Source organism: Pseudarthrobacter sp. Y6, from assembly GCF_050156205.1.
In the GTDB taxonomy this organism is placed as follows: Bacteria; Actinomycetota; Actinomycetes; order Actinomycetales; family Micrococcaceae; genus Arthrobacter.
Window position 1 is genome coordinate 2,773,404 of sequence record NZ_CP189574.1, and the last position, 13,344, is coordinate 2,786,747.

Annotated in this window: 12 protein-coding genes; all 12 read right to left on the reverse strand. The window is 64.7% G+C overall.

The features are described from left to right. Window positions 1-7: 7 nt before the first annotated feature. Window positions 8-3,565, reverse strand: coding sequence for a DNA polymerase III subunit alpha (gene dnaE, locus ACQCSW_RS13360; protein ID WP_426986589.1), 3,558 nt, complete (start codon window positions 3,563-3,565; stop codon window positions 8-10). Window positions 3,566-3,615: 50 nt separating this feature from the next. Beyond that, window positions 3,616-4,542, reverse strand: a complete 927-nt coding sequence (locus ACQCSW_RS13365; protein ID WP_354251911.1) for an RluA family pseudouridine synthase — start codon at window positions 4,540-4,542, stop codon at window positions 3,616-3,618. Further along, the gene (gene lspA, locus ACQCSW_RS13370; protein ID WP_426986591.1) at window positions 4,535-5,125 is read right to left on the reverse strand and encodes a signal peptidase II; all 591 of its coding nucleotides are present in this window, start codon (window positions 5,123-5,125) and stop codon (window positions 4,535-4,537) included. Before lspA ends, ACQCSW_RS13365 begins: the two co-directional genes overlap by 8 nt. A 92-nt stretch (window positions 5,126-5,217) precedes the next feature. Further along, window positions 5,218-5,913, reverse strand: a complete 696-nt coding sequence (locus ACQCSW_RS13375; RefSeq protein WP_426986593.1) for a DivIVA domain-containing protein — start codon at window positions 5,911-5,913, stop codon at window positions 5,218-5,220. 177 nt (window positions 5,914-6,090) lie between these two features. After that, complete coding sequence (locus ACQCSW_RS13380; protein WP_426986595.1) at window positions 6,091-6,378, reverse strand: YggT family protein; 288 nt, start codon at window positions 6,376-6,378, stop codon at window positions 6,091-6,093. A gap of 120 nt (window positions 6,379-6,498) precedes the next feature. After that, on the reverse strand, window positions 6,499-7,029 hold the full coding sequence (locus ACQCSW_RS13385; RefSeq protein WP_426986597.1) for a cell division protein SepF: 531 nt from the start codon (window positions 7,027-7,029) through the stop codon (window positions 6,499-6,501). A gap of 88 nt (window positions 7,030-7,117) precedes the next feature. Next, the gene (locus ACQCSW_RS13390) at window positions 7,118-7,858 is read right to left on the reverse strand and encodes a YggS family pyridoxal phosphate-dependent enzyme (RefSeq protein WP_426986599.1); all 741 of its coding nucleotides are present in this window, start codon (window positions 7,856-7,858) and stop codon (window positions 7,118-7,120) included. Continuing rightward, window positions 7,851-8,540, reverse strand: a complete 690-nt coding sequence (locus ACQCSW_RS13395) for a polyphenol oxidase family protein (protein ID WP_426986601.1) — start codon at window positions 8,538-8,540, stop codon at window positions 7,851-7,853. Before ACQCSW_RS13395 ends, ACQCSW_RS13390 begins: the two co-directional genes overlap by 8 nt. An 8-nt stretch (window positions 8,541-8,548) precedes the next feature. After that, window positions 8,549-9,781, reverse strand: a complete 1,233-nt coding sequence (gene ftsZ / locus ACQCSW_RS13400) for a cell division protein FtsZ (RefSeq protein WP_111906923.1) — start codon at window positions 9,779-9,781, stop codon at window positions 8,549-8,551. Between the two features lie 187 nt (window positions 9,782-9,968). Beyond that, entirely contained in the window at window positions 9,969-10,877 is a 909-nt protein-coding gene (locus tag ACQCSW_RS13405) for a cell division protein FtsQ/DivIB (RefSeq protein WP_426986603.1), read from the reverse strand. After that, entirely contained in the window at window positions 10,870-12,246 is a 1,377-nt protein-coding gene (gene murC / locus ACQCSW_RS13410; protein WP_426986605.1) for a UDP-N-acetylmuramate--L-alanine ligase, read from the reverse strand. The genes ACQCSW_RS13405 and murC overlap by 8 nt, the downstream gene beginning before the upstream one ends. Further along, complete coding sequence (gene murG, locus ACQCSW_RS13415; protein WP_426986607.1) at window positions 12,243-13,343, reverse strand: undecaprenyldiphospho-muramoylpentapeptide beta-N-acetylglucosaminyltransferase; 1,101 nt, start codon at window positions 13,341-13,343, stop codon at window positions 12,243-12,245. Before murG ends, murC begins: the two co-directional genes overlap by 4 nt. Window position 13,344: the final 1 nt, after the last annotated feature.

Here is a 13,344-nt window from a genome sequence, read left to right on the forward strand (position 1 = left end):
TCGGAACCTAGTTATCCAGGCAGGTTGGGCCCAGGAGCACCTTCAGGTCGCCGAACAATGACGGACTGGGGTTGACCCTGAGATGGACGGGCAGCCCCATGACTTCCGTCCGGGTGTCCCCCTGCAGGTGCAGCCGGACTTCCGAGTTCCCCCGATGGTTCCGAAGTACATCGCCCAGTTCGGTGACAACAGCCTCGGTGGCCTTGTGGGTAGGCATCGAAATGAGCACGGGGCCGTTGGTTCCTTCACTGAGATCCGGAACGGACAGTTCCATACAGTTCAGCGTCACGGCACCGTCGTCCCGCCGCTGCAGGCGGCCCTTGACCACCACGATCAGGTCCTCGGCAAGGACCGAAGCGATGGGGCCGTAGACCTGGCCGAAGAACATCACCTCCATGGAACCGCCGAGGTCTTCGATTTCGGCACGGGCATAGGCGTTGCCGCTCGCCTTGGCGATCCTGCGGCTGAGCGAGGTGATCATGCCGGAGATGGTGATGATGGCGCCGTCGTGCGGCCCGTCTTCGCCGATGATCGAGGTGATGGACTGGTCCGCGTGCTGGCTGAGGAGTCCTTCCAGGCCCTGCAGCGGGTGGTCTGAAACATACAGGCCGAGCATGTCGCGCTCAAACGAGAGCTTGTCCTTCTTCTCCCATTCCGGCAGGTCGGGGATCTCAATGCTCAGCGACGCTTCGGATTCTGCCTCCTCGAAACCGGCGAAGAGATCGAACTGGCCGATCGCCTCGTTTCGTTTGAGGGTGATGACGGAGTCGATGGCCTCTTCATGGATCATCGCCAGCGCGCGCCGGTGGTGGTTGAGGGAATCGAAGGCTCCGGCCTTGATCAGGGATTCAATGGTCCGCTTGTTGCAGACCACCGCGGGGACCTTCATGAGGTAGTCCTTGAAGGACGTGTAGGCGCCTTCTTTTTCGCGCGCGGCCACCATGGCTTCGACGGCGTTGACGCCTACGTTGCGGATGGCGCCCATGCCGAAGCGGATGTCGGTGCCTACCGGGGTGAAGTTCAGCGCGGATTCGTTCACATCCGGCGGCAGCACGGTGATTCCCATGCGCCGGCATTCGTTGAGGTAGATTGCCGATTTGTCCTTGTCGTCACCGACCGACGTCAGCAGGGCAGCCATGTACTCCGGCGCAAAATGCGCCTTCAGGTAGGCGGTCCAGTAGGAGATCACGCCATAGGCGGCCGAGTGGGCCTTGTTGAAGGCATAGTCGGAGAACGGCAGCAGGATGTCCCACAGGGTCTTGACGGCGGCCATGGAATAGCCGTTGTCCTGCATGCCCTGGGAGAAACCTGCGAACTGCTTGTCCAGCTCGGATTTCTTCTTTTTGCCCATGGCGCGCCGCAGGATGTCTGCCTGCCCGAGGGAATAGCCGGCGAGTTTCTGGGCCACGGCCATCACCTGCTCCTGATAGACGATCAGGCCGTAAGTCCCGCCGAGGATATCAGCAAGAGGTTCCTTGAGTTCGGGGTGGATCGGAATGACTTCCTGGATCCCGTTTTTGCGCAGCGCATAATCGGTGTGCGCGTTGGCGCCCATCGGACCGGGCCGGTAGAGCGCGAGCACGGCGGAGATGTCTTCGAAGTTGTCAGGCTTCATCAGCTTCAGCAGGGAGCGCATGGGCCCGCCATCAAGCTGGAACACGCCCAGGGTGTCGCCCCGGGCCAGCAGTTCATACGAGGCCACGTCATCAAGGGCCAGGCTGTCCAGGTCCAGGTCCAGGCCGCAGTTGAGCTTGATGTTCTCCAAGGCGTCGGAAATGATCGTCAGGTTCCGCAGGCCGAGGAAGTCCATCTTGATCAGGCCCAGGCCCTCGCAGGTGGGGTAGTCGAACTGCGTGATCACCTGGCCGTCCTGGATGCGCCGCATGACCGGGATGACGTCGATGATGGGGTCCGAGGACATGATGACACCGGCGGCGTGCACGCCCCACTGGCGCTTCAGCCCCTCAATGCCGAGAGCTGTCTCGAAGACCTTGGCGGCCTCGGGATCAGTAGCGATCAGCTGGCGGAAGTCACCGGCCTCGCTGTAGCGCTTTGAGTCCTTGTTCTGGATGTCGGCGAGCGGGATGTCCTTGGCCATCACAGCCGGCGGGAGCGCCTTGGTCAGCTGCTCCCCCATGCTGAACGGGTAACCCAGAACACGGGAAGAGTCCTTTAGCGCCTGCTTGGTCTTGATGGTGCCGTACGTGACAATCATGGCCACGCGCTCGTCGCCGTATTTCCGGGTCACATAGTCGATGACCTCAGACCGGCGCCGGTCATCGAAGTCAACGTCGAAGTCAGGCATGGACACACGGTCCGGGTTGAGGAACCGCTCGAAGATCAGGCCGTGCAGGAGCGGATCAAGGTCCGTGATGCGCATGGCGTACGCCACCATGGAGCCGGCTCCGGAGCCACGGCCCGGACCGACGCGGATGCCGTTTTTCTTCGCCCAGTTGATGAAGTCGGCCACCACCAGGAAGTATCCAGGGAACCCCATGGAGGTGATGACTTCGAGCTCGTAGTCAGCCTGGGTGCGGACTTTGTCCGGGACACCGCCCGGGTACCGGTATTCCAGTCCGGTGGCAACTTCCTTGACCAGCCAGGATGTCTCGTCCTCACCCGGCGGGCAGGGGAACCGCGGCATATAGTTTGCGCCGGTGTTGAACGAGACTTCGCAGCGCTCGGCGATCAGCAGGGTGTTGTCGCAAGCATCCGGGTGGTCCCTGAACAGCTCCCGCATCTCCTGCGGGGACTTGAGGTAATAGCCGCTGCCGGAGAATGCGAAGCGGGAACCGCCGTTGTCATACGTTGGCTCCAGCAATGTGGACCCTGACTGGATGGCCAGCAGGGCCTCGTGTGCCTTGGCGTCGTGTTCGTGCGTGTAGTGCAGGTCGTTGGTGGCCACCAACGGCAGATTCAGATCCTTGGCCAGCCGCAGCAGGTCCCCTGTGACCCGGCGCTCGATGTCCAGGCCATGGTCCATCAGTTCGCAGAAATAGTTCTCCGCACCGAAAATGTCACGGAACTCCGAGGCGGCTTCCATGGCCTCGCGGTACTGGCCCAGCCGCAGCCGCGTCTGCACTTCCCCCGAGGGGCAGCCAGTGGTGGCGATCAGGCCTTCGGAGTATGTGTTCAGCAGCTCACGGTCCAAACGCGGCCACTTGCCGAAAACTGCGTCCAGCGAGCCAATGGACGAGGCCCGGAAGAGGTTGCGCATGCCGACGTTGTTATAGCTCAACAGCGTCATGTGGGTGTAGGAGCCACCACCGGAGATGTCGTCCTTGCGCTGGTGTTCCTCGCCCCAGCGGACACGGCTTTTGTCCGTCCGCGCGGTGCCGGGGGTGACGTAGGCTTCGACGCCGATAATCGGCTTGATCCCCTGGTCCGTGGCGCGCTTCCAGAAATCGAAAGCCCCGAACAGGTACCCGTGGTCGGTGGTGGCCAGGGCCGGCATACCGAGGCGTTCAGTCTCGTTGAAGAGCTCACCCAGGCGGGCTGCGCCGTCCAACATGGAGTATTCGGTGTGGTTATGGAGATGGACGAACGAGGCATTGCTGGAAGTCACCGCACCATTCTAAGCGCTGGCGGACCCCCAACGGCCCATCGACCCAGCCGCTACGCCTCCCCCGACTCCAGGACTTCCAGGGCAAAGGCCAGGTCCTGCGGGTATTCGCTGGTGACCGTCACACGCTCCCCCGTTGCCGGGTGGTCGAAGCCGAGCTGCCGGGCATGGAGCCATTGCCGGGTCAGGCCGAGGGTGGCGGCGAGCCGAGGATCCGCCCCGTAAGTAAGATCTCCGGCGCACGGGTGCCGCAACGCTGAAAAGTGGACACGGATCTGGTGTGTGCGCCCTGTCTCAAGGTGCACCTCCACCAGAGTGGCCTTGCCAAAAGCCTCCAAAACCTCATAGTGCGTGATCGACGGCCGGCCGTCTTCGATCACGGCAAAGCGCCAGTCATGTCCGGGGTGGCGCCCGATTGGTGCGTCGATGGTGCCCTCCAGGGGGTCCGGGAGCCCCTGGACGACCGCGTGGTACACCTTCTCCACAGTGCGCTCCTTGAAGGCCCGCTTCAGGACCGTATAGGCGCGCTCCGTCTTGGCCACCACCATTACCCCGGACGTGCCGACGTCGAGCCGGTGCACGATCCCCACCCGCTCAGGGGAACCCGACGTCGAGATGCGGAATCCGGCCCCGGCGAGACCGCCGACCACGGTGGGCCCTACCCAGCCGGGGGAAGGATGCGCGGCAACGCCCACCGGCTTGTCCACAACGACAAATTCGTCGTCGTCCAGCAGGATTTTCAGGCCTTCCACAACTTCCTCCACCACTTCAAGCGGGTCCCGTCGTTCAGGCACCGTCACTTCCAGGACATCGCCGGCAACCAACCGCGCGGACTTGCCGAGTTTCTTGCCGCCGCTCACCACGTTGCCTTCGGCAATGAGGGTCGCCGCCATTGAACGGGAAATCCCCATCAGCTTTGCGAGCCCTGCGTCCGCCCGCGTTCCGCCGAATTCGTCGGCGACCACCACACGCTCAGACATCGTCCGTGTCTTTCGGCTTGGCCGCCTCTTTCCGTGGCGCCGCGACGTGCCGTGAGCCATCAAGGGCTATTCCCCGCAACGTCAGGATGCAGATGATGACTACCGCTGAGACCACCGCGGAATCGGCGATGTTGAAGATCGCAAAATTCGGCAGCTGGATGAAATCCACCACGTGCCCCATCCCGAACGAGGGCTCCCGGAAGAGCCTGTCCGTCAGGTTGCCCAGGGCCCCGCCCAGGAGCAGACCCAGTGCCAGCGACCACCAGGCCGAGCCCAGCTTGCGCACTTGGAACAGGATGGCGACGGAGACGCCGGCCATGATGATGGAGAACACCCACGTGACATTTTCCCCGATCGAAAATGCGGCGCCGGAATTGCGGATGAAGTACCAGTGCAGGAGTGGCGGCAGCACCGGGATGCGTTCACCCTCCACCATGGAGGACGTCACCCACAGTTTTGTCAGCTGGTCCAGGACGTAGGCAAAGACCGCGAAACCGGCGAAGAGCGAGAACAGGAGTGCCCGCCGGGGGCGGGCCGATAAAGGAGAGGGGTTTGCGGCGTCAGCAGCGAGGTGGTCAGTCATGGTGCTTTCATTTTGTAAAACCGATGTTAATCCCAAAAGCCGGCGGCCGAGGAATCCTCAGCCACCGGCTCTCAGAATACTTGCTTGAGGGACTAGTTCGCTTCAACCTCAGGCGCCGCCACGGAACCGCGGGCGTCAAGGTCGCGCAGCTGGCCTTCAATGTAGGCCTTCAGGCGTGAGCGGTAGTCGCGTTCGAAGCCGCGGAGCTGCTCTACCTTGCGTTCCAGGACGGAGCGCTGCTGCTCGAGGGCTCCGAGGATCTTGCGGGACTTCTCCTGGGCATCGTTGACGAGGCTGCTGGCCTCGATCTGGGCCTCGGCGATGATCTTGTCCTTCTGGGACTGACCGTCGGCGACGTGACGGTCGTGCATCTGCTGCGCCATGGCGAGCAGTCCGGCAGCGGACTCGGCCGAAACCATGTTTCCAGCGGATGCGGCGGGCGCAGCAGCCGGAACGGCCGCAGCCGGTGCTACCGGCTCGGCTTCCTTCTTCTTGGCTGCCTCGGGAACTTTCGCCTCCACCTCGGCCTTCGCCGGAGACTCAACCTTGTCAGCCTTGACGGGTGCGGGAACCTTCTCGACCACCGGGGCGGACGCAGCGGAGCTGGCCGGCACGCCGGAACCTGATTCTGCAAGCTTCTTGCGGAGCTCGTCGTTCTCCTGGTTCAGGCGCCTGAGTTCGACGACGATCTCGTCCAGGAAGTCATCAACTTCATCCTGGTCGTAGCCTTCGCGGAACTTGGTCGGCTGAAAGCGCTTGTTGACAACGTCTTCTGGCGTCAAAGCCATCTGGTCACCTCATTGGTCTAGTTAGTCAGTAGGCCTTCCGGCCGTCAAAACTACGGTACCTAAATATTGTCTGGTTCCTCTAATTCAACACTGGGTGTCAAACCGGAGATTTCTTCGCGTCGCAGAGGGAGTTCGAATTCCAAGAACTTCGCCTGCGCCGCTAGGTCTTGTCGAAGATTACGCGAATCCTCTGGTGACCGCCATCGCGATGCTGACGGCGATGAACAGGACCAGAAACCCGAGGTCCAAGGTCACCCCTCCGAGTCTCAACGGCGGGATCAGCCTCCGGAGCCACTTGAGCGGCGGATCGGTGATCGAGTACACCGTGTGGGCCACCACGAGGGCAACACCACGCGGACGCCATTCCCTGGCAAACATCTGGACCCAGTCAAAGACCAGCCGGATGATCAGCGCCACAAAGAACAGCAAAAGGGCGATATAGAGAAGTCCGAAAACAATTCCCATGACTTAACTCATATCTCCATGTCCATTCCGGATACCGCGGTGCCCTGCCAATGTTTCTCGTCTATTTCAGCACAGATGCCAGACAGGTGTACCTGTCTGGCATCCGGAATAAGCTCAGGGCTAACTTTGATTGAAGAAGCTGGCCTGGGTCTCGCTGACCTTCTTGTCATCGCCAATGACCTCAATGTACGACGGTGACAGCAGGAAAACCTTGCTGGTGACCCGTTCGATGCTGCCCCGGAGTCCGAAAACCAGGCCGGCCGAGAAGTCGACGAGACGCTTGGCGTCAGCTTCGCCCATGTCGGTCACGTTCATGATGACGGGGATGCCGTCCCGGAAACTCTCACCGATGAGCTTGGCGTCATTGTAGGACCGCGGGTGGATCGTGGTGATCTGCCGAAGGCCGGACGGTTCTTCGCGGCTCGAGGCCGCACGCTTGATGGGGGTCACTGGTGCGCGGTATTCCTCTTCGGGGGCGTGTGATGACTCGCGGCTGACATCGCGGACCGGTGCCGGTGCACGGCGTTCCTCGCGGTCAACTTCCATCGAATCGTCCTCGTCCTTACGTGTTGTTGTGGGCTCGGACTCGTAATGTTCATCGCCATCGGCGAGCCCAAGATAGATCATTGTCTTGCGCAGAGCGCCGGCCATGGTCGACTCCTAATCGTGTCCGTAGGCGGGCCGCCCAATGACTTGACAGCCTTGAATCCCCCGCCACTCACTTCCTATGGATTCGACGCTACCCCACGGCGGGACGCGATCCGAGAATATCGGAACCGATTCGCAGGTGTGTCGCTCCGAAACGGATGGCCGCTTCCAGGTCCTGGCTCATGCCCGCCGAGATGGCCGTTGCGCCGGGATGCTCCGCCACCAGGGCCGCTGAGATGGCTGCCAGCTTTTCGAACGCCGCCTCCGGACTGGTCCCCAACGGGGCGACAGCCATAACGCCCGCCAGTTCCAGTCCTGCCGCAGCCGCCAGCCGTTCAGCCAGGAGCGGTACCTCTGCCGCGGCCGCGCCGCCGCGGTGGGCGCCGGCGTCGTCGTCAAGGCTGACCTGAATGAAGCACTCCAGGGCTCCCCGGCCTGTCCGCTCCTGTTCCGCCGCGATGGCGCTCTCCAGGCCGTCCACCAGGGCCACGCGGTCCACGGAATGGATGGCCTGTGCATACTTGGCCACGGATTTCGCTTTTTTGCTCTGCAACTGCCCGACGAAGTGCCAGTTCAGTCCGAGGCCTGCCAGTTCGGCCGCCTTCGAGGAAGCTTCCTGATCCCGGTTCTCGCCGACGTCGCGGACGCCCAGCGCAGCCAGGCGCCTGATGTCCGCGGCCGGATGGAACTTGGTGACCACAATCAGCGTGGGCGATTCCCCCACCCGGCCTGAGTCTTCGACGGCGGCTTCAATACGCCGCCGCACGGCGGCGAGGCGCTCCGCCAGGTCAGCCATCCGCGCCGGGTTATCCTCCACCATGCCCTCATTCATGCGACCACACCAGTCCGGCAAAGCGCCCAGTGGTGTTGGACCTGCGGTAAGAGAAAAGATCCTCGTTCTCGAGGGTGCACGGACCCGCATATTCAATGACGACGCCGGCAGCTTCAAGTTGGCTCTTCGCCCCCGCCGGGAGATCCAGCGCGGGCGTGTCCCAGGACGTGGCAGCCCACGTCGCCGGCACCTGCGCTGCCACTCGAGCGCGCAGGTCAGCGGGCACCTCATAGCAGTTCCCGCAGATTGACGGGCCCAGCCATGCACGGATGCCCGTGGCCCCGGCTGAGCGCATCCGCTTCACTGCCGCCGGGAGAATGCCATTTTCTATCCCCGGGCGGCCTGCGTGCACGGCGGCGAGGACCGGACCGCCTGGTCCCTCCCCCACGAGCACCGCAGGGATGCAGTCGGCCACCATCACCGCAAGCGGCAGCCCCCGCGACACCATGGCATCGGCTGTCGGGGCAGGTGTGGCCGGCTCCATCATTTCCACGGCAGTGCCGTGGACCTGCTGCATGAACCGGAGGGAACCACGGGCCATGCCGGCAGCGTTCTCCAACGCCTCGCGGCGCTGGAGAACGTCAACGGCGTTGTCCCCGACGTGCAGGGCGAGATTGCCGGCCTGGGCGTCTGTGAACGCAACACTCACGCCAGGACAGACTTCAGCCCGCCAATAGAACAACCCGGGCCCTACTTCAGGAAGTCGGGGACATCCAGGTCATCGGCTCGGTTCCCCGAGAGGTCCGGCTCCACTACTGAGGGCAGGTCGACGTCGAAACCTGAATCGGCGGGTACCGCCGACGGGCGCTGCTGGCCCCAGTTGCTCAGGCCTGACGCCCCGACTCCGGCATGGACCGGCTGGACGTTGTGCTGGTGGCTGCCACCCGAGGTGGGGGCCTGAGCCGGTGCAGGCGCCGCGGCGGGCCGCTGCGGTGCAACCTGCGGCTGCGACTGGTCCATGGAGGGCGAGGTGGCCTTGACGTCGTCGAAACCGGCGGCAATGACCGTGACACGGGCCTCGTCACCGAGTGCGTCGTCGATCACGGCACCGAAGATGATGTTGGCTTCGGGGTGGGCCACTTCCTGGACCAGGCGGGCAGCTTCATTGATTTCGAACAGGCCAAGATCGGAACCGCCCTGGATGGAGAGCAGGACACCATGGGCGCCGTCGATGGAGGCTTCCAGCAGCGGCGATGCAATGGCGAGCTCAGCAGCCTTCACCGCACGGTCTTCACCGCGCGCGGAGCCGATGCCCATCAGCGCGGAGCCCGCGCCCTGCATCACGGACTTGACGTCCGCGAAGTCGAGGTTGATCAGGCCGGGGGTGGTGATGAGGTCCGTGATGCCCTGGACACCGGACAGCAGGACCTGGTCAGCGGAACGGAAAGCGTCCAGGACGGAGACGTTGCGGTCGCTGATGGACAGAAGCCTGTCGTTCGGGATCACGATCAGCGTGTCCACCTCATCGCGAAGGGCGTCGATGCCCGCCTCTGCAGAACCCGCACGACGGCGGCCCTCAAACGTGAACGGACGGGTCACCACACCGATGGTCAGGGCACCAAGCGACCGGGCGATGCGTGCCACCACGGGGGCGCCACCGGTACCCGTTCCGCCACCTTCGCCAGCGGTGACAAACACCATGTCCGCGCCGCGGATGACCTCTTCGATTTCCTCGGCGTGGTCCTCCGCAGCCTGCTTGCCCACCTCAGGGTTCGCACCGGCTCCCAGGCCGCGCGTCAGCTCACGCCCGATGTCGAGTTTGACGTCTGCATCGCTCATCAACAACGCCTGCGCATCGGTGTTTACCGCGATAAATTCGACGCCGCGAAGACCGACCTCGATCATGCGGTTGACTGCGTTCACGCCACCGCCGCCGATGCCGACGACCTTGATGACGGCCAAGTAATTCTGCGGAGCTGCCACGTTACGTGTCCCTTGTTCGTGTCCTATTGCGAAAACTGTGGAGTCGGGCTTGAAACTTCGAACCTTAACCTTCAAGTTGAAGGTTATAGTTATGTCAAGTAACTCATGTCTGGAACGCTATTTCCTATGGTTCAGACATTCAATAACCGGAGCCGCGTGTCGCGGGAATACCGGGTAAATAAAGCGTTCAGCGTGTCACCGGATGCCGGGGCGCGCTCACATCGTACACACGGACGGGGTTCTTCGGGTCCGCGGGAACCTTCAGCAGGGCTTCAAGCACCTTGGCCTTGAGCTCCTTCTCCCCCGCGTTCCCCCAAATGATGGTCTGACCATCCACCAATTTGAGCTCCACGGCGTCCACAGACTGGGCGGACGCGTTGGACAGCTTCGACAGCACGTCCAGCGGGAGCGCACCGAGGACCGCTGCGGTGGCCTGGAAGAGGTCCTTGCCGATGGTTCCGGCGCCGCCGTCGATCACGGGCAGGGCAATCGCCGCCGGGTCCGCAGGGCTGGCCAGCACCACACCGTCCACATCCACCAACTGGTACTGCTCCCCCTGCTTGACCAGGGCCACGGGAACCCGCTCCAGCACCTGGACCACTAACCCGGACGGCGGCCGTGCCTGGGTTGAGACGGACTTGATCTGGACGAGGGGTGCCAGGAGGCGGCTGACTTCCTCATCGCTGATCTGGGGCAGGGGTTTGCCCTTCAGGGGTTCCAGTGCGGCCTGGACCTGTTCCGGGGTGACGAGCCGCGTCCCGGACACCCATACGGTGCCAACGGCGAGGACCGGCGAAAAGATTGCGGCGGCCAGCAACGCACAGACCAGAGCCAGGACAGTGCCGAGGGCCACCAGGAAGTTCCGTTTGCGGCGCTTTCCGGGGGGCTCCGGGAAGGCCAGCACATTGTCAGTGCTTGCTGGTGCCTTGTCCGCCGTCCGCTTGCGGTCGGCGTCCTTGGCTTTTTTTCGCCCCGGCAAAGGCGGGGTATCCGTTTCCGGGGCGCTCTTGGAGGCGGAGATGACCTCCGGTTGCGCCGGCGCGGCTGGCTGCCGCCTGCCCGGTGAGGCGTACGTGGGCCGGCGCGGACTACCCATCGAGAGCCTGCACGATCTGCGGTCCGAAGGCCGTGACATCCCCTGCCCCGACGGTCAGGATGATGTCGCCGGGCCGGGCGGCGTCCGTGAGGGCAGCCACTGCCCCGCCCGACTCCACCAGGCGTCCGCCGGGAGCCAGGTGCTCGGCGATGAGCTGGCTGCTGACCCCTGGGATGGGGTCTTCGCGCGCGGGGTAGATGTCCAGTACGAGGGCGGTGTCTGCAAGGTTCAGCGCTGCTGCGAACTCCTTGGCAAACTCCCTGGTGCGGGAGAAGAGGTGCGGCTGGAACAGGACATGGACGCGGTGCCCGCCCGCCACGGACCGCGCAGCCGTCAGGGCGGCCCGTACCTCCGTGGGGTGGTGGGCGTAGTCGTCATAGACGCGCACGCCGCGCGCCTCGCCTTTCAATTCAAAGCGCCGGGAAGCGCCCGAGAAGTGCGCCAGGGCACGCGCGGCACTTTCGGCGTCGACCCCCAGCTCCAGCGCGACGGCGACGGCGGCGGCGGCGTTCAGCGCGTTGTGCCGGCCCGGGACCTGCAGGTCCAAGGCGAACCGTCCGGCAGGTGAGGAGACCGCCACGTCCCCCGGGCCGCCGTCGTGCAGTACCAGGTCCGACCCGTCCGAGGTGCCGTACAACACCACCCGGGTGTTGCCGCGCGCGAGCGTGCGCTCTGCGAGGGCTGCGGCGCCGGCGTCATCAGCGCAGGCAATCAGGACGCCGTCGGCCGGAAGCAGCGCCGTAAAGCGGTCGAAGGACTCGTAGACGGCCTCGGCGGTGCCGTAGTGGTCCAGGTGATCGGGTTCCACGTTGGTGACCACGGCAATCTTTGGCCGGTAGTTCAGGAACGACCCGTCGGATTCGTCCGCCTCGGCCACAAACACCCCTGCCGTGCCGTGCGCGGCATTGACGCCGAGCGCCGGCACGTTGGCACCGATGGCAAACGACGGATCCATCCCGGCGCCCTGGAGCAGGACGGTGATCATGGATGTGGTGGTGGACTTGCCGTGGGTGCCTGCCACGGTCACCACGAGGTCGTCGCCCATGGTGGCCGCCAGTGCCTCCGAGCGGTGCAGCACGGGCAGGCCGGCCGCACGCGCGGCCACCAGTTCGGCGTTGTCCGCACGGATCGCGGAGCCGGCCACCACGGTCTGGGCATCGCCCAGGTTGGATGCGGCGTAGCCCACGGCGATCCTCGCGCCGGCGGCAGACAGCTCCGCCATCACCGGAAGGTCCTTGGCATCCGACCCGCTGACGGCGACGCCGCGGGCCACCATGATGCGGGCCACGGCGGACATTCCCACCCCGCCGATGCCGATGAAATGGACGCGGCCCAGGGACTCCTGGCTGCGGATGCTTGCGGGGATCATGCGGATACCGCTTCCAGGACAAGATCAGCCATGCGCTGATCGGCGTTTCTGATGCCAAGGCGTCGCGAGTTGGCGGCCATGGTGGCCAGGCGGCCGGGGTCGGTTGCCAGGGGGATGAGCTGGCTCGCCACCCACTGCGCGGTGAAGTCCTTATCCGGGACCAGGAGTGCTCCGCCGGCGTTCACGAGGCCCGCCGCGTTGAGCGCCTGCTCGCCGTTGCCGATGGGCAGCGGGACAAACACTGCGGGCAATCCCACGGCGGCCACTTCGCAGACCGTGGCTGCGCCGGACCGCGCCAGCAGCACGTCCGCGGCGGCGTACACCCGCTCCATGCCGTCCACGTACTCGACCTGCCGGTAGCCCGGCGCGGCGAGCGGTCCGCCGTCGGGCCCCAAAACAGTCTTGCCGAGGCCGGTGATGTGGAGCGTCTGGATTCCCGCCGCGCCAAGGTCCTGGACGGCGGCGGCGACCGCGCGGTTGATGCTCTGGGCCCCGGAGGAACCGCCGGTCACAATCAGCGTTGGCATGGTGGGATCCAGGCCCAGGGCTTCGCGCGCGGCGGCACGGGCAGTGTCCCGGTCCAGTCCGGAGATTTCGGTCCGCATGGGCATGCCGACATGGCGGGCGTGACGCAGGCGCGTGGTGTCGAAGGCGGTGGCCACGTAACGGGTCAGGAACGATCCCACCCGGTTGGCCAGGCCAGGCCTGGTATTGGCCTCATGGATCACGATGGGGATTCCCCGGCGCCGTGCGGCGAGGTACAGCGGTGTGCAGACGTAGCCGCCGACGCCCACCAGGACGTCGGCCGAGGCTTCGTCGAGGATGCGTCCGGACTGCCTGACCGCCCCGGCCAGCCGTGCGGGCAGCCTGAGCAGGTCAGCGGAAGGTTTCCGCGGAAAGGGCACCCGGTCGATGGTGGCCAGTTCCAGGCCGGCGGCGGGCACCAGCCGCGTTTCCATGCCGGCGGGCGTGCCCACAGCGAGCAGCCTGGCACCGGGCGCGGCCGCACGCAGGGCGGCCGCGATGGCCAGCAGAGGGCTGATATGGCCGGCGGTTCCGCCGCCCGCCAGGACAATGGACAGATTCTGGGAAGTCATC